Here is a 15,745-nt window from a genome sequence, read left to right on the forward strand (position 1 = left end):
GGGCCGCGCCGGGTGATCCACGTCGCGGCGGCCGCGCCGGCTGATCCCCACTCCAGGTCCGCGACATGGTGGCATCCCGACACCCCGGACCCCGCCACATCGGCGGCCCGGAGTGGATCAATGGACCTGCTCCCGGCGAGTCAAGAGTGGACCTGCGGGCGCGCGACGAGCTGGCGGCCGTGCCGTGCCGGGACGCGCGGGATGGGGAAGATCGGACAGCCGGTCAAGCCGGCCCGAGGGGTCCAAGGAGCGCCGGGGTTCAAGGAGCGCCGGGTCCAGGATCGCCGGGGAGGGCGGTTCGCCCCGCTCGTGGGGGAGGCAGCAGGGCGCGAAGGGGCGACCACGCTCGCCGGACGAATCCGACGACACGCCGTCGCGTCACCCCGCCTCAGCGGTGCGACGTGGTCAGCGGCGCGACGCGGTCAGCGATGCCCCTCCGGGCGCTGCCGCCAACGGTCCTCCATCCGGTCGAGGAACGAGCCCCGCCGGCCGGTACGACCACCACGGGGACGACGACGACTGGTCGTGCCGCCCACCACGTGCAGGTCGGGCGACTGCGCCCGGCGGTGCGACTGCACCGCGTAGCCCAGCGCGGCCAACATCACGACGAAGCCCGCCACTGACAGCAGCGGGGTCGTCATCACGCCGTAGACCAACAGGGCCAGGCCAGCGATGACCACACCGGCAGCGACGAGCAGGCGACGCCGCGTGTGGAAACGCGGGTCGCTGGCGCGCACGGCCGAGGCGAATTTGGGGTCCTCGGCAAGCGACCGCTCGATCTGCTCGAACAGCCGCTGCTCGTGCTCCGAGAGCGGCACGGCACTCCTCCCCGGTCACGTTGGTCGGCCCGCTCGGGCCGACAGACCGTGGCAGCCAACCGGCTGCTTACCCGCAAGTCTACGAGGGGGCTCGCGCGTCGGAAAGCGGGACGACCTATGGCCGGGTCGGATTTTCGTCTCGACCCGGATGACGCTTGCCGAGAAGACTGGCCGGACCTATGACGGACCGCCCGAATCGGGCAGCCGCGGCGTCGGCCGCCGCCTCCGCCTCCCGCCAGCCGCGCTCCGGCGCACCCAGGGTGAGCTGGCGCGGCGTCTCACCGGCGGCGGCCAGCCCCTCCACCCGTACGCCGACCAGGCGGATCGGCTCCCCCGGGTCGAGGGCGGTCCACAGCGCCCAGGCGGTGTCGAACATCTCCCGGGCGGTGTCGGTCGGCACGCCCAGGGTGCGGGACCGGTTGACCGTGCGGAAGTCGGCCAGCCGGACCTTCAGCGACACCGTCCGCCCCACCTGCCCGGCGCCGCGCAGCCGGGCGCCGACCTTCTCGGCGAGGGCGAGCAGCGCCCGGCGGATCTCCGTCGGGTCGACGACGTCGACGTCGAAGGTCACCTCCGCGCCGATCGACTTCTCCACGTGCTCCGGGCTGACCCGGCGCGGGTCCCGCCCCCAGGCCAGCTCGCGCAGGTGCGTGGCGGAGGCCTCGCCGACCGCCCGGCGGAGCAGGCCGAGGGGCGCCTCGGCGAGGTCGCCGACGGTATTCAGGCCGAGGCGGCGCAGCGCCTCGGCGGACCGCTCCCCCACCCCCCACAGCGCCGACACCGGCAGCGGGTGCAGGAAGTCGAGCACCTGGGCCGCCGGCACCACGAGCAGGCCGTCCGGCTTGGCCCGGGTGGAGCCGAGCTTGGCCACGAACTTGCTCGGCGCCACCCCGACCGAGCAGCTCAGCCGCTGCTCCTCGGCGACCCGGCGGCGGATCAGCCGGGCGATCTCCACCGGCGGGCCGAAGAGCCGGCGGGCGCCGGCCACCTCGAGGAATGCCTCGTCCAGGGAGAGCGGCTCGACCAGCGGGGTGACGTCCCGGAAGATCCGCATCACCGCCCGGGAGGCCGCCGTGTACTGCGTGAAGTCGGGCGGCAGGTAGACGGCGTGCGGGCAGAGCGCCCGGGCCCGCGCGGTGGGCATCGCGCTGCGGACGCCGTACCGGCGGGCCTCGTAGCTGGCGGAGCTCACCACGCCGCGCGGCCCGATCCCGCCGACCACGACGGGCCGGCCGCGCAGCTCGGGGCGGCGGCGCACCTCGACCGAGGCGAAGAACGCGTCCATGTCCACGTGCAGGATCGAGCAGCCGGTGTCGTCGGCGTCCGGCCCGAAGCGCGGATCGCCGCCCCGGGGCAACGACTGGCTGCGGCCCATCCCCGCAGGCTAGCCGCCGGGTCCGACAACTGAACGGTCCGACCACCCGGCGGCCGGCCGGTCAGCCCCGGACGACCAGCAGCGGGATGGTCATCTCGGCCGCGGTGTCCGCGCCGTGGTACGCCACCAGGCGCGACTCCATCGGCTTCTCCGACCGGGTGGCGACCACCGCCCACGTGTCACGGCAGACCACCACCACGTCGCCGATCCGGCGCAGGTGCTCCTCGGGCACCGGCCCGAACCAGCCGGTGGCCACCGCCTCGTCGCGGGTCGTCACCCGCGCGGCGTCGCCCAGCACCGCCGACCAGGCGGTCGTCACATCGGCGACCGCGCCCGGCTCGACGTGCAGGTAGCGGACCCGGGGCTCGCCGGCGATCACCCGCACCCCGGCCCGCAGCCGGGGGTCGGTGTCGAAGTCGACGCGCCGGCCCTGCGGCACGTTGAGCTGGCCGTGGTCGGCGGTGACGAGCAGCGCGGCGTCCGGCGGCAGCCCGTCGACCAGCCGGACGAGCAGCCGGTCCACGTCGGCGGCGGCGAGCCGCCAGGGCGCCGAGTCGACCCCGGTGAGGTGGCCGTGCCGGTCCAGGTCGGGGTGGTAGCCGGAGACCAGGGTCGGGCCGGCGCCGGCCGCGAGGGCGGTGAGCATCTGCCGGGCGAGCCCGTCGACCTCGGAGGCGCCCCGGTAGTCGCCGCCCCGGTTGGCGGCGAGGGTGAGGCCGCTGCCGCCGTACTCGGGGCGGCTGACCACGGTGACCGCGACGCCGGCGGCGCGGGCCCGCTCGTACTGGGTGGGCACCGGCTGCCAGGCCAGCGGATCCGGGTCGCCGGCCCACTCGATGTGGCTGAGTACCCGGTCGGTGTCGGGCACCCGGACCTTGAACCCGAGCACGCCGTGGGCGCCGGAGGCGACGCCGGTGCCCAGGCTGACCAGGCTGGTCGGGGTGGTGGAGGGGAAGCCGGAGGTGAGCGGGGTGCCGACGGTGGCGGCGAGGCCGGCGAGGGTCGGCGCGTACGGGGCGGCGGTCGGGATCTGGTACCAGCCGAGCCCGTCCACCAGCAGCACGGCGATCCGGCGTACCCCGGCCAGTTGGGGACCCAGACCGAGCAGGTCGACCGCGCCGGGGACGCCGAGCACCGCCAGGGCGCTGGGCAGCACGTCGGCGAGGTTGCCGCCGCCATAGCGCGGGGCGACCGGGTCGAGCGGACCGGGTCGCCCGGCCGAGGCGGGCGACGGGCCGGTCATGCCGGGCGGCGGGCGAAGAGGTGCAGCTGGGCGGCGAGGTCCCGGTACGGCGACCGGGCCGCCAGGGCCCGCTCCAGCTCGACCAGGGCGGCCGGCTGGCCGTCCGCCACCGCGGCGGGGAGCAGGTCGGCGAGGACGCGTACCCCGTGGATCTCCTCGACCGTGAGCCCGCCGTCGGTCAGCAGCGCGGCGGCGCCGTCGACGTCGTACCGCCGCCGGAGGGTGTCCCGCGGCCCGGCGTTGCCGTGCGCGTCGGCGGCGAGCGCGGCGGCCACGTCGAGGTGACCGTTCATCGCCCGGCCGAGCACGGCCGCGGCCCGGCCGGCCACCAGCACGCTGGCCGCGCCGCCGTGGCGCAGCGCGCCGACCAGCGCCGACACCACCGACGCCGGCTCGTCGACCACCTCCAGGACGGAGTGGCAGAGCACCAGGTCGACGCTGGCCGGCTCGACCAGCCCGGCGAGCGCGTCGCCGTCGCCCTGCACCGCGCGTACCCGGTCGGCGACCCCGGCCTCGGCGGCCCGGCGGGTCAGCGCGGCGAGCGCGTCGGGGCTGGCGTCGACCACGGTGACCCAGTGACCGGCCTCGGCGAGCGGAACGGCGAATCCGCCGGTCCCGCCGCCGACATCGAGCACGGTGAGCCGCTTACCGGCACGGCGCTCCAGCTCGCCCCGGAGCACCGACCAGATGACGGCGGTACGGGGGGTCAGCGTTCGAGTCTGCTCCACCCGGTCGAGCCTAGTCACCCGCGCCACCCGACTCCCGCAGGCCGGTGGTGGCGCTCCGGGTCAGGACTCGCCGCCGCCCGCGGGGTCCTGCTCCTCCGCGCGGGAGCGGCGGGCGTTGGCCACCGGCCCGTCGGTCACCTGGTACTCGCGGGCCTCCGGGTCCGAAGCCGGCGACCAGCCGGCGGCCAGCCGGGTGCGCCGGGCGTTCGCCACTCCACCGATGTGCGTGCTGTTCAGGGTCATCGTTCTTCCCCCATGCCGGGCGGGCCACTCTGCCCGCGCGTGCCGGAAGTCTCCCGCCTACCGGCCCCGGAAACCGTAATGTGGATCACTCCGCTCAGCGGAAATCCCGGGATGCCGGAGCCACGGGAGGCTCGATCGCGTCCAGCCGGTCCGCGGTGAGGCTGGTGACCCCCTCGTGCCGCTGCAACCGGCCCCGCACCACCAGTGCCGCGCTGGTGCGGGCGACTCGACGGTAGCGCTGCCAGAGGCCCGGGGAGCAAGTGACATTGAGCATTCCGGTCTCGTCCTCCAGGTTGAGGAAGGTGACCCCGCCCGCGGTCGCCGGGCGCTGCCGGTGGGTGACGATCCCGCCGACCCGGATCCGCTGGCCGGGCTCCACCCGGCCGAGCCGGGCGATCGGCACCGCGCCCAGGGCGTCGAGCCGGTCGCGGATGAACCGGGCCGGGTGGCTCTCCGGCGACAGCCCGGTGGCCCAGACGTCGGCGACGAGGCGGTCCACCGCCTCCATCCCGGGCAGGGTGGGCGCGGCCGCGCCGGTCACCGTGCCGGGCAGCCGGCCCGGCCGGTCCTGGGCCGCCGCGCCGGCGGCCCAGAGCGCCTGCCGCCGGGTCAGCCCGAAACAGGCGAAGGCGTCCGCGGTGGCCAGCGCCTCCAGCTGCGCGGCGGTGAGACCGATCCGCCGGGCCAGGTCCGGCATGTCCCGGTACGGCCCGTTGGCCGTCCGCTCCGCCTCGATCCGCTCGGCCACGTCCGCGCCGAGGGTACGCACGCCGCCCAGCCCGAGCCGGACCGCCGGACCGCCCAGCCCCCACTGGTGCGGCGGCTCCCCCGGCGCGCTCCCCCACCGGGTGGTCGGGGTGGACTCCAGCACCGCCAGGGCACCGCTGGCGTTGATGTCCGGGCGGCGCACCTCGACGCCGTGCCGGCGGGCGTCGTCGACCAGGGTCTGCGGCGAGTAGAAGCCCATCGGCTGGGCGTTGAGCAGCGCGGCCAGGAACGGCGCCGGGTGGTAGCGCTTGAGCCAGGAGCTGGCGTAGACCAGGTAGGCGAAGCTCATGGCGTGGCTCTCCGGGAAGCCGTAGCTGGCGAACGCGGTGAGCTTGCGGTAGACGTCGTCGGCCAGCTCGCCGGTGATGCCCCGCTCGGCCATCCCGGCGTAGAGCCGGTCGGCGATCTGCGCCATCCGCTCCACCGACCGCTTCGCCCCCATCGCCCGGCGCAGCTGGTCGGCGCCGGCCGCGTCGAAGCCGGCCAGGTCGATGGCGAGCTGCATCAGCTGCTCCTGGAACAGCGGCACGCCGAGGGTCTTCTCCAGCGCGTTGCGCATCAGCGGGTGCGCGTACGTCACCGGCTCCTGGCCGTTCTTGCGCCGGATGTACGGGTGCACCGAGCCGCCCTGGATCGGGCCGGGGCGGATCAACGCCACCTCGACCACCAGGTCGTAGAAGCAGCGGGGCTTGAGCCGGGGCAGGGTGGCCATCTGGGCGCGGCTCTCCACCTGGAACACCCCGACCGAGTCGGCCCGGCAGAGCATGTCGTAGACCTCGGGGTCGTCCAGGGTCATGTCGCCCAGGTCGAGGGTCGTCCCGATCATGTCGTAGCCGTAGTGCAGCGCGGAGAGCATGCCGAGGCCGAGCAGGTCGAACTTGACCAGCCCGACCGCGGCGCAGTCGTCCTTGTCCCACTGGAGCACGCTGCGCCCGGGCATCCGGCCCCACTCCACCGGACAGACCTCGATCACCGGCCGGTCGCAGATCACCATGCCGCCGGAGTGGATGCCCAGGTGCCGGGGGAAGGTCTGCAACTCGTTGGCGTACGCGACCACCTGCTCGGGGATGTCCTCCACGTCAACCGAGGCGACCGAGCCCCAGCGGTCGATCTGCTTGCTCCAGGCGTCCTGCTGGCCGGGCGAGAAGCCGAACGCCTTGGCCACGTCCCGCACCGCCGACCGGGGGCGGTAGGAGATGACGTTGGCGACCTGGGCGGTGTGCTCCCGGCCGTACCGGGCGTAGACGTGCTGGATCACCTCCTCCCGGCGGTCGGACTCGATGTCCACGTCGATGTCGGGCGGCCCGTCCCGCTCCGGGGCGAGGAAGCGCTCGAAGAGCAGCCGGTGCCGGACCGCGTCCACGTTGGTGATCCGCAGCGCGTAGCAGACCGCCGAGTTCGCCGCCGAGCCCCGACCCTGGCAGTAGATGTCCTGCGCGCGGCAGAACGCGACGATGTCGTAGACCACCAGGAAGTAGCCGGGGAAGCCCAGCTCGTCGATCATCCGCAGCTCGTGCTCCAGCTGCGCGTACGCCTCGGGGTGCGCCTCGCGCGGGCCGTACCGCTCCCGGGCCCCCTGCTCGGTCAGGTGTCGCAGCCAGCTCATCTCGGTGTGCCCTGGCGGCACCGGGTACGCCGGCAGCCGCGGCGCCACCAGTTGCAGGTCGAAGGCGAGTTCCGCGCCGAACTCGGCGGCCCGCGCCACCGCCCCCGGGTACGCGTCGAACCGCGCCGCCATCTCCGCGCCGCTGCGCAGGTGGGCGGTGGCCGCGGCGGGCAGCCAGCCGTCGATCTCGTCCAGGCTGCGCCGGGCCCGGACCGCGGCCACGGTGGTGGCCAGCCGCCGCCGGCCCGGGGTGGCGTAGTGCACGTTGTTGGTGGCCACCGTGGGCAGCCCGGCGGCGGCGGCCAGCTCGGCGAGGGCGTCGTTGCGGTCGGCGTCGACCGGGTGGCCGTGATCGGTCAGCTCCACCGCCACCGTCTCCGCGCCGAAGAGCGCGGTGAGCCGGTCCAGCTCCCGGGCCGCCGCGTCGACGCCCTCGGTGAGCAGCGCGCCCGGCACGTGCCCCTTGCGGCAGCCGGTCAGCACCAGCACGTGGTCGCGCAGCTCGGCGGCGACCTCCTCCAGCTCGCCGTAGACCGGGCGGCCCTTCTCGCCGCCGCGCAGCTGAGCGCGGGAGATGGTGGCGGCCAGCCGGGCGTACCCCTCGTGGCCGTGGGCGAGCACCAGCAGGTGCCGGCCGAGCGGGTCGGGTTCGCCGTTCTGCGGGCCGGGCAGCCCGAGGGAGAGCTCGGCGCCGAAGATGGTCGGCAGGTGCAGCGCGCGGGCCGCCTCGGCGAAACGGACCACCCCGTAGAAGCCGTCGTGGTCGGTGACGGCGAGCGCGGTGAGCCCCAGCCGGGCGGCCTCCTCGGCCAGCTCCTCCGGGTGGCTGGCGCCGTCGAGGAAGCTGAAGTTGGTGTGCGCGTGCAGCTCGGCGTAGGGCACCGTGCCGTCCGGGCGGGGCAGCTCGGGGGCCTCGTAGTGCTGCCGCTTGCGGCTCCAGGCCGGGGAGTCCCCGCCGTCGGCGTCCACGGCGAGGGGATCCACCACGTGCAGGTGCCGCTCGTCCCGCACCCGCTCGTCCCGAGACCGCCCGTCCCGCGACCGTCCGCCGCGTGGCCGCCGACCGTCGCCGGACCGGCCGGAGAGCACGCGTTCCAGCTCCGACCAGGGCAGCTGGGGATTGTGGAAGCTCATCCCGCCGCTCCGGATGGAGCGACGGCGGACGGCGGCGGGCACCCGTTCCCGCACTCCCGCTCTCGGCTGACCCGCCGCAGCTCCGCCGACGACGGAAGGACCGGTGAGCGATATACCTGTGAGTCATAAATATGCCTGACAGGTATATCGCTCACCGGCACACCCGCTCCCCGCGTGGAGCGGGCCAGCCGGACCCGCGCACTAGTACCGGGCCGGACCGGCTCAGTCATAGATCGCCTCCACCAGCCACTGGCCGGCCTCGACGGCCAGCAGCAGAGCGGCGCCGTCGGCGAGGCAGACCTGGAACCGGGCCCGCCGCCGCGCCTCGGCCGGCGCCCACCAGCGCTCGTCCACCGGCCACGGACCGGCCCAGCCGACGATCTCCGCCGGGCGACCCGTACCCACGGTGAGCCGGGCCGGCGCGGCGCTCACCGCCAGTCGCGCGCTGACCACGACCGGCTCGCCGGCGGCGTCGTGCACGGTGGCGGCGAGCGGACTGGGCAGCACCACGGCCGGTGCGGGCGGCGGGAGCCGGCCGGGCCAGGGCGGGGTGCCACCACCACCCCGACCGGCAGCCCGGTCGGTGCCGGCGGCGCCACCGGCGGCCGGCTCGTCCGGCAGCGCCGGCGGGCCGGGACGGGCCGGGAGCCGTTCATCGCCCCACGGCACCAGCCGCGTCTGGTCGGCCGGGGACCGGCCGCCGCCGAGCACGGCGGTGACCACCGCCTCGGGGCCGAGGATGCCCTGCACCCGGCTCAACGCGCGGTGCGCCCGCTCCCGCTCCTCGCCGGTCTCCCCCCACAGCCCGGGTTGCAGGCCGGCCTGGGCGAGCACCCCGTCCGGCACCAGCCGCAGCCGGATGATCCCGGCGGTCGGCCGGGTCGGACGGGCGCCGCCCCGGCCGGTGCTGCCGGAGAGCCAGCCGTCCAACTGCCAGCGCACCCGGTCGGCGATGGCCGCGGCGGTCAGCAGGCCGTCGTGCCGCCAGACCCGGTGCAGCTCCTGACCGTGCGCGGTGACCGCCTCGATGCCGAGCCGGGTGCAGGCCAGCCCGTACGCGGCGAGCCGCTCGTGCAGCTGCTCGGCCAGCGTCCGGGCGGCGAACGCCGCGGCGTCGACCCGGTCGATCGGCTCGTCGTGTTCGGCGGTGACGGTCAGGTCGGCCGGGGGTTGCCGGACGGCGAGCGGCCGGTGGTCCTGCCCGGCGGCGAGCCGGTGGACCAGCGCCCCGTCGAAGCCGAACCGGGCCAGCACGTCGCCGGCGGGCAGGGCGGCGAAGTCGCCGAGGGTACGCACCCCCAGCCGGCGCAGCAGGTCGGCCAGGGCGGGGCGGCCGAGCGCCTCGACCGGCAGGGCGGCCAGGAACTCCGGCGTCCCGCCGGGCGGCACGATCCGCCCGTCCCGGGCGGCCAGCCCGGCGGCGAAGACCCCGTCGGCGATGCCGACCTGGCTCTCCACCGCGCAGGACTGGGCGACGTGCTCGATGATCCGCTCGGCCGCCGCCTCCTCACCGCCGAGGTAACGGCTCGGGCCCCGGGCCGCCAGCGCGCAGGCCCCGGGGCGGACCACCTCGACCCCGGCGGCCACCTCCTCGACGGCGGCGACCACCGGCTCGAACGCCCGGGCGTCCCGGCCGGGGTCGTACTCGACGACGGTGAGCTGCGGACAGCGCCCCTGCGCCTCGCGCCGGCGCAGCCCCCGGCGCACCCCCTCGGCGCGGGCCCGCTCGGAGCAGGCGACCACCCGGTTGGCGTGCAGCACCGCGACCGGGTCGGTGGCGGGCACCCCGTCGACGATCTCCGCGGCGAGGACCGGCCAGTCCGGGCACCAGAGCAGCAGCGTCCGCACCGGCGCGGCAGTCACGCCGGCCCTCTCCGGCGGACGCACGGCACACCGCTCACACCGGCGGTCATGCCGGACCGACGAGGGTGAGCGCGCCGCGGCGGGACGGGATGGCGAGGGCAGCCGAGGCGGCCGGCGTCACCGGGCGGAGCCGCCCGGCGCCCGGCCCGGCCACCCCGGTCGCCCGGGGGATGACCCGGGTGAGTTCGTCGCCGGGCAGCCAGACCTTGATCTCCTTCGGGCGGGCGGCCGCGCCGCGCCCGCGCGCCGAGACGGTCACCTCCCGGCGTCGCAGCCGCCCCCGGCCCGGCCCGAGCCCCTCCCAGACGCCCCGGACCACCTGCAACGTGACGTCCGCGCCGTCCCAGCGGCCGTACGGGACGAGCACGCTGCCGCGCTGCCGGGCGCGGGCGGCCAGCCGGTTGGCGACCGAGGCGGAGACCGTGGTCGGCACGGCGGTGACCACCACGTCCACCCCGTCGATGAGCGCGGCGATGACGGTGGGCCACTCCGGCCCGGGGTTCGGCACCAGGGCCAGCCGGTCCAGGGCGATCCCGGCCTCGGCCGCCGCGCCCGCCCCGAAGGTGGGGACCCCGACCACGGCGCACCACGAGCCGGCCCGGGACGCCTCGGCGAGCAGCGCCAGGATCAGTGAGGTCGCACCGCTGCGCCGGGGCTGCCCGGAGCCGATGGCGATGGTGCTGCCGCGGCGCAGCCCACGATTGGGCAGCAGCCCGGTCAGCTCCGGCCGGACCGGGAGCACCCGGTGGCCGCCGGCCGGGTCGGGTGCGCTCGCCGGACGCACCAGACCGGCCAGTGCGGCGGAACCGACCACCATGCGGCCCGCCATCGGACCAACCCCCCGTCGTGTCGCGCGGGGACCTACCCCGTCGTGTGCTGCTGGATCAGAAAGAGCGGCGGCTGCCGCGCCGGGCGGGACACGCGCCGGGTGGCGTCCGGCCACCCGGGGTCCCGCCGGTGGTGGCCGGACACCACGACTCAGGCGGCGAGCCCGTCGAGCGCCGGTTGGTGCGCCAGGCCGAGCGCGATCTCCACCACCGTCACGAACTGCTCGGCGGCGCGGAGCAGGTCGTCGGCCTCCCGGGCGGTGACCACCCGCGGGATGCCGGCCTCGGCGGCGGCCCGCTTGCCGGCGCCGGCGGCGAAGTAGCGGGCCCACTCGTCGAGCTCGGGGGCGACGCCGGAGAGCAGGACCCAGACGCTGGTGATCCGGTTGCGACGGGTGGGCGCGGGGCGGGCCCGGGCCGCGAGCAGGGCGGCGGCGGCGCGCAGCGCCGCGAGGTGGGCGGCGGCGTACCGGAGACCGTCGGGACGGGTCCGGGCGGCCTCGGCCAGCCCGTGGCGGGCCACCGCGAGCAGCTGGGCGGGGGTGCGGTGCGGCAGCACGTGCGCCGGCACCGTCGGTGCCTGAGCCGGACTGGTCGGCATGGTGTCTCCTCCGCGTGACCGGGGCGGGCGCGTCGCGTGACGGATCGGATCCGCCGAGCGGGCGCCCGGAGCGGGTGGTGCGGAGGAAGACGCACCGTGGTGGGGGCCGGCCGGGTGTGGACGCTTCCCCACACCACACCCGGCCGGCGTACCGGCGGGTCCGTCGCCCGCCGCCCGGGGGTCGTGGGCGGCGGGCGACGATCCTGCCTGACGGGACCGGACTCGCGACTGCCCGGAACCCGGTGCGGTCCGCGGAACCGCACCTCCCGGGATCCGGAGCCGCGAAACACCTCTCCCGGGTGTTGGAACGGGCGTACGACCGAATCGAACACTCGTTCTAACTGCCCTGACAGTACACCTCCCCTCCGACGAAAATGCAACGTGTGACGCGCGAGAGTGCCGGGACCGTCCGGGTCGCCGTCACGGCGTGGGGGAGGACAGCTCGTTGTAGCCCTCTCAGGCCGCGCACAGCAACGGCAAAGGCCGCTCGGAGGTGGTCATCGCAGGGTTGACACATGAACGTCAGCCGCACCGAAACGACCGTCCGGTGACCGCCGCCGTCGCCGACCGGCGAGCCACGCGTCGCGCCCTCCCGGCGGTCCCCGGCTGGTGGGCCGACGTCGCGGGCAGCGCGGCCGTGCTCAGCCTGCTGGTCGTCACCGCGCTCTGGACCGCGGACCGGGGGGTGCAGGAGCTGTTCGGCGGCCTCGCCACCGGCCTCACCTCGCTCGGCCGGCTCACCGGCCTGGTCAGCGCCGACCTGATGCTCATCCAGGTGGTGCTGATGGCCCGGGTGCCGCTGATCGAGCGGCGCTTCGGCCAGGACCGGATCGCCCGCTGGCACCGGCTCGCCAGCTTCACCTCGTTCCACCTGCTCCTCGCCCACGTGCTGCTGACCACCCTCGGGTACGCCGGGACCGCCCGGCGCAACGTGCTGGTCGAGACCTGGGAGCTGGTCACGACGTACCCGGGGATGCTGCTGGCCACCGCGGCGCTGGCCCTGCTGGTGCTGGTGGTGGTGACCTCGGTCCGGGCGGCCCGGCGCCGGCTGCGCTACGAGTCCTGGCACCTGCTGCACCTGTACGCGTACCTCGGCATCGCCCTGGCGCTGCCGCACCAGCTCTGGACCGGGTCCGACTTCGTCGACTCGGCGGCCGCCCGCGCCTACTGGTGGACGGTGTACCTGCTGGCGCTGGCCAGCGTGCTGGTCTTCCGGCTCGGCCTGCCGGCCTGGCGCTCGCTGCGGCACCGGGTCGAGGTGGCCGCGGTGGTCCCCGAGGCCCCCGGCATCACCTCGGTCTGGCTGCGCGGGCGCGACCTGCACCGGCTGCCCGCCCGGGCCGGGCAGTTCTTCCTCTGGCGGTTCCTGGACGGCCCCGGCTGGTCCCGGGCGCACCCGTACTCGCTGTCGGCGCCCCCGTCCGGGGACCTGATGCGGATCACGGTCAAGGACCTCGGGGACGACAGCTCCCGGGTGGGCACCCTGCGCCCCGGCACCCGGGTGCTGCTGGAGGGGCCGTACGGGCGGCTGACCGGGGATCACTGGCGCGGCGGCGGGGTCACCATGCTCGCCTGCGGCGTCGGGATCACCCCGATGCTGGCGCTGCTCTGGGAGCTGCCGTACGCCCCGGGCGAGGCGGTGCTGCTCTACCGCGCGCGTACCCCCGAGGAGCTGGCCTTCCGGGCGGAGCTGGACCGGCTCGCGGCGGAGCGTGGGGTGGTGGTGCACCCGCTGGTCGGCCCCCGGGCCCGGCGGCCCGCGTGGCTGCCGGCGTACGCCGAGGGCAGGCCCGACGCGGAGGCCCTGCGCCGGCTCTCCCCCGGCATCGCCGGTCACGACGTCTTCCTCTGCGGACCGGACGGCTGGGTGGACGCGGCCCGCGCCGCGACCCGGGCGGCGGGGGTGCCCGACGCGCACACCCATCACGAACGCTTCGCCTGGTGACAGGCGCGAAAGGAGGATCCATGCGACGGATCACCGTCTGGCTGCTCTCCACCGTGGCCGCCCTGGTGCTGCTGTTCAGCTACAAGACCAGCACGATGGGCCCCGGCGGGGAGAGCAGCGCGATCGCCGCCGGCTCCGACGGCTCGGCCGCGGGCTCCTGGACCGCGACCGACTCGGACGGCTCGGACCCGACCGGCTCGGACCCGACCGGCTCGGACCCGACCGGCTCGGACCCGACCGGCTCGGACTCGTCGGGCGGCTCGTCGTCCAACGGCTCCTCGGCCAGTGGGAAGGCCACCGGGTCGGTGGCGCAGACCCGGTGGGGGCCGGTGCAGGTCCGGATCACCGTCTCCGGCGGGAAGATCACCGACGTCACCGCCCTGCAGGTGCCGGACGGCAACCGCCGGGACCAGGAGATCAACGACTACGCGGTGCCGATCCTGCGGCAGCAGGCCCTCGCCGCGCAGAGCGCGCAGATCGACACCGTCTCCGGGGCCACCGTCACCAGCGACGGCTACCGCGAGTCCCTCCAGTCCGCCATCGACGCGGCGCACCTGAAGTGAGCGGGGTGACGACCATGAACCTGGCGGCGGAGCTCGACCGGCGGGCCTGGGTGGTGCAGGTGATGGGGCTGCCGGTCAGCGTGCACCTGCGCGGGCCGGAGGTCCGTACCGACGCGGTGGCGGAGCGGGTGGAGCGGGTCTTCGCCGAGCTGCGCGAGATCGACGCGGTGTTCAGCACGTACCGGCCGGAGAGCGTGCTGGGCCGGCTCGGCGGCCGGCGGCCCGACCCGGCCACCGCCGCGCCGGTGGTGCGCGAGGTGGTGGAGCTCTGCGAGCTGGCCCGGCTGCGGACCGACGGATGGTTCGACGCCGACCGCCTGCCGCTGCCCGCCGGCGGCACCGGCTTCGACCCGTCCGGCCTGGTCAAGGGCTGGGCGGTGGAGCGGGCCGCGCGGTGGCTGGCCGACCTGCCCGACCACGACCTCTGCCTCAACGCCGGCGGGGACGTGCTGCTCTGGACCGCGCCGGGCCGGCCCGCCTGGCGGGTCGGGGTGGAGGACCCCGGGCGCCCCGGGCGGCTGCTCGACGTGCTGGAGCGGGAGCGCGGCGCGGTCGCCACGTCGGGAACCTCGCGGCGCGGCGCGCACATCGTGGACCCGCGCGCCGGCCGGCCCGCCGAGGCCGTCCGGTCGGTCACCGTGGTCGGCCCCGACCTGCTCTGGGCCGACGTGTACGCGACCGCGGCCGTCGCCCGGGGCGCGGACGCGCTCGACTGGCTGGCCACCCTCGACGGGTACGCCGGCCTGCTGGTGGACGCCGCCGGGCGGGTCCGGGCCACCCCGAACTGGCCCGGAACCCGGCCGGCGGCTCAGACCCGCGCCGGGTAGTCGGGCAGGTCGAGATCGGTGGCCAGCGAACCGGTGCTGCGCAGGAGCATCGACTGGACCGGCCGGGTGGCCAGCAGCCGGTTGCGCAGCCACAGCCCCCATCCGGTGGCGGGGGCGAGGAACCGGCCCGGGCTCGCGCCCCGCTGCCAGCGCATCGCGTAGGCGCGCAGCCGCCTCTCGTACGCGGCGAAGGCGACCCGGTGGTCGCCGCCGGCCAGGGCCAGCTCGCCGGCGAGCACGTACGCGCCGACGACGCCGGTGCCGACGCCCATCCCGCCGAGCGTGACGCCCCAGGCCGCGTCGCCGAGCAGCACCGTCCGGCCGGTGTGCCAGCGGGGCACGCGCACCCGGCTGATCGAGTCGAAGTACAGCTCCGGCGCGTCGCGCAGGCCGGCCAGCAGGTGCGGCACGTGCCACCCCAGCCCGGCGAAGGCGTCCGCGATGAGCTTCTTCTGCTGGTCGAGGTCGCGCCAGTCGAAGTCGAGCCGGGGGGCGGCGAAGACGACGAGGGCGCCGGCCCGGTCCGGGTCGCGCTGGTCGGCGGCGACGCTGGCCATCCGCCCGGGGACGTTGTACTGCCGGGGGACGGTGCTCACCCCCAGCTCGTTGGGGAGGTCCCAGCCGGCCAGGTGGTAGCCGAGGTGCCGCACGTACGCCGACTCCGGACCGAGGACCAGCCGCCGGACGCCCGAGTGCAGCCCGTCCGCGCCGACCACCAGGTCGACGGTGCGCGACGCGGCGCGGGCGAAGTCGACGCGTACCCCGTCGGTGGTCTCGGCGAGGGCGGTGATCACGTCCCCGAAGAGGTACTCCACCCGGTCGGCGCCGTGCTCGTACAGGATCCGGGAGAGGTCCCGGCGGTAGACCTCCAGCTCGCCCCCGGCGAACTCGGCCGGCAGCCGGAAGATCTCCCGGTCGTGCTCGTCCACGCTGCTGATCGCCCCGGCGTGGGTCTGCCGGGCGCGCAGCTCGTCGAGCACCCCCATGGCGGCCAGCACGCCGAGGTGGGTGGGTCCGCGGAAGTCGACCGCGAAGCCGCTGGCGCGCAGCGCCGGGGCCAACTCGACCACGGTGACCTCGGCGCCGTAGCGGGCCAGCCACCAGGCCAGCGCCGGCCCGGCGACCCCGGCCCCGGAGACCAGGACGCGCCGGCCGCGCAGCGGAAGGGTGTGAGACATCGGTTTCCCCCATTGAATCGGAACTG

At 76.1% G+C, this 15,745-nt stretch carries 13 protein-coding genes; 3 read left to right on the forward strand and 10 right to left on the reverse strand.

What is annotated here, in order from left to right:
- Positions 1-422: 422 nt before the first annotated feature.
- The 9 genes from EV384_RS29440 to EV384_RS29480 form a co-directional block, all read right to left on the reverse strand.
- Positions 423-818 carry a DUF3040 domain-containing protein gene (locus EV384_RS29440; RefSeq protein ID WP_130338421.1) on the reverse strand — a complete coding sequence of 132 codons (396 nt, stop codon included), beginning with the start codon at positions 816-818 and terminating at the stop codon, positions 423-425.
- 115 nt (positions 819-933) lie between these two features.
- Entirely contained in the window at positions 934-2,193 is a 1,260-nt protein-coding gene (locus tag EV384_RS29445; protein ID WP_130338423.1) for a DNA polymerase IV, read from the reverse strand.
- Between the two features lie 61 nt (positions 2,194-2,254).
- Positions 2,255-3,436: an alkaline phosphatase family protein gene (locus EV384_RS29450; protein ID WP_130338425.1), complete on the reverse strand. Its 1,182-nt coding sequence runs from the start codon at positions 3,434-3,436 to the stop codon at positions 2,255-2,257.
- A complete protein-coding gene (locus tag EV384_RS29455) occupies positions 3,433-4,182 on the reverse strand; it encodes a methyltransferase domain-containing protein (protein ID WP_207232507.1) in 750 nt (249 codons plus the stop codon). The genes EV384_RS29450 and EV384_RS29455 overlap by 4 nt, the downstream gene beginning before the upstream one ends.
- 42 nt (positions 4,183-4,224) lie before the next feature.
- On the reverse strand, positions 4,225-4,407 hold the full coding sequence (locus EV384_RS29460; protein ID WP_130338428.1) for a hypothetical protein: 183 nt from the start codon (positions 4,405-4,407) through the stop codon (positions 4,225-4,227).
- A 94-nt stretch (positions 4,408-4,501) separates the two neighbouring features.
- The gene (locus EV384_RS29465) at positions 4,502-7,915 is read right to left on the reverse strand and encodes an error-prone DNA polymerase (protein WP_130338430.1); all 3,414 of its coding nucleotides are present in this window, start codon (positions 7,913-7,915) and stop codon (positions 4,502-4,504) included.
- Positions 7,916-8,137: 222 nt separating this feature from the next.
- Entirely contained in the window at positions 8,138-9,778 is a 1,641-nt protein-coding gene (locus EV384_RS29470) for a DNA polymerase Y family protein (RefSeq protein ID WP_130338432.1), read from the reverse strand.
- Positions 9,779-9,824: 46 nt separating this feature from the next.
- On the reverse strand, positions 9,825-10,607 hold the full coding sequence (locus EV384_RS29475) for a hypothetical protein (protein ID WP_242624352.1): 783 nt from the start codon (positions 10,605-10,607) through the stop codon (positions 9,825-9,827).
- 149 nt (positions 10,608-10,756) lie between these two features.
- Positions 10,757-11,206, reverse strand: a complete 450-nt coding sequence (locus EV384_RS29480; protein WP_130338434.1) for an SAV_6107 family HEPN domain-containing protein — start codon at positions 11,204-11,206, stop codon at positions 10,757-10,759.
- 547 nt (positions 11,207-11,753) lie between these two features.
- Here EV384_RS29480 and EV384_RS29485 point away from each other — a divergent pair.
- From EV384_RS29485 to EV384_RS29495, 3 genes are read left to right on the forward strand one after another with little or no spacing between them, the layout of a single operon-like run.
- Positions 11,754-13,151 (forward strand): ferredoxin reductase family protein, encoded by a 1,398-nt coding sequence (locus tag EV384_RS29485; protein WP_130338436.1) that lies wholly within the window; start codon positions 11,754-11,756, stop codon positions 13,149-13,151.
- 20 nt (positions 13,152-13,171) lie between these two features.
- Positions 13,172-13,714: an FMN-binding protein gene (locus tag EV384_RS29490; protein WP_130338438.1), complete on the forward strand. Its 543-nt coding sequence runs from the start codon at positions 13,172-13,174 to the stop codon at positions 13,712-13,714.
- 14 nt (positions 13,715-13,728) lie between these two features.
- Positions 13,729-14,541, forward strand: coding sequence for an FAD:protein FMN transferase (locus tag EV384_RS29495; RefSeq protein ID WP_165440110.1), 813 nt, complete (start codon positions 13,729-13,731; stop codon positions 14,539-14,541).
- Here the strand turns inward: EV384_RS29495 and EV384_RS29500 are convergent.
- A complete protein-coding gene (locus EV384_RS29500) occupies positions 14,523-15,719 on the reverse strand; it encodes an FAD-dependent monooxygenase (RefSeq protein ID WP_130338442.1) in 1,197 nt (398 codons plus the stop codon). The two genes, EV384_RS29495 and EV384_RS29500, sit on opposite strands and share 19 nt — an antisense overlap.
- Positions 15,720-15,745 lie beyond the last annotated feature (26 nt).

Source organism: Micromonospora kangleipakensis (assembly GCF_004217615.1).
Classification (GTDB): Bacteria; Actinomycetota; Actinomycetes; order Mycobacteriales; family Micromonosporaceae; genus Micromonospora; species Micromonospora kangleipakensis.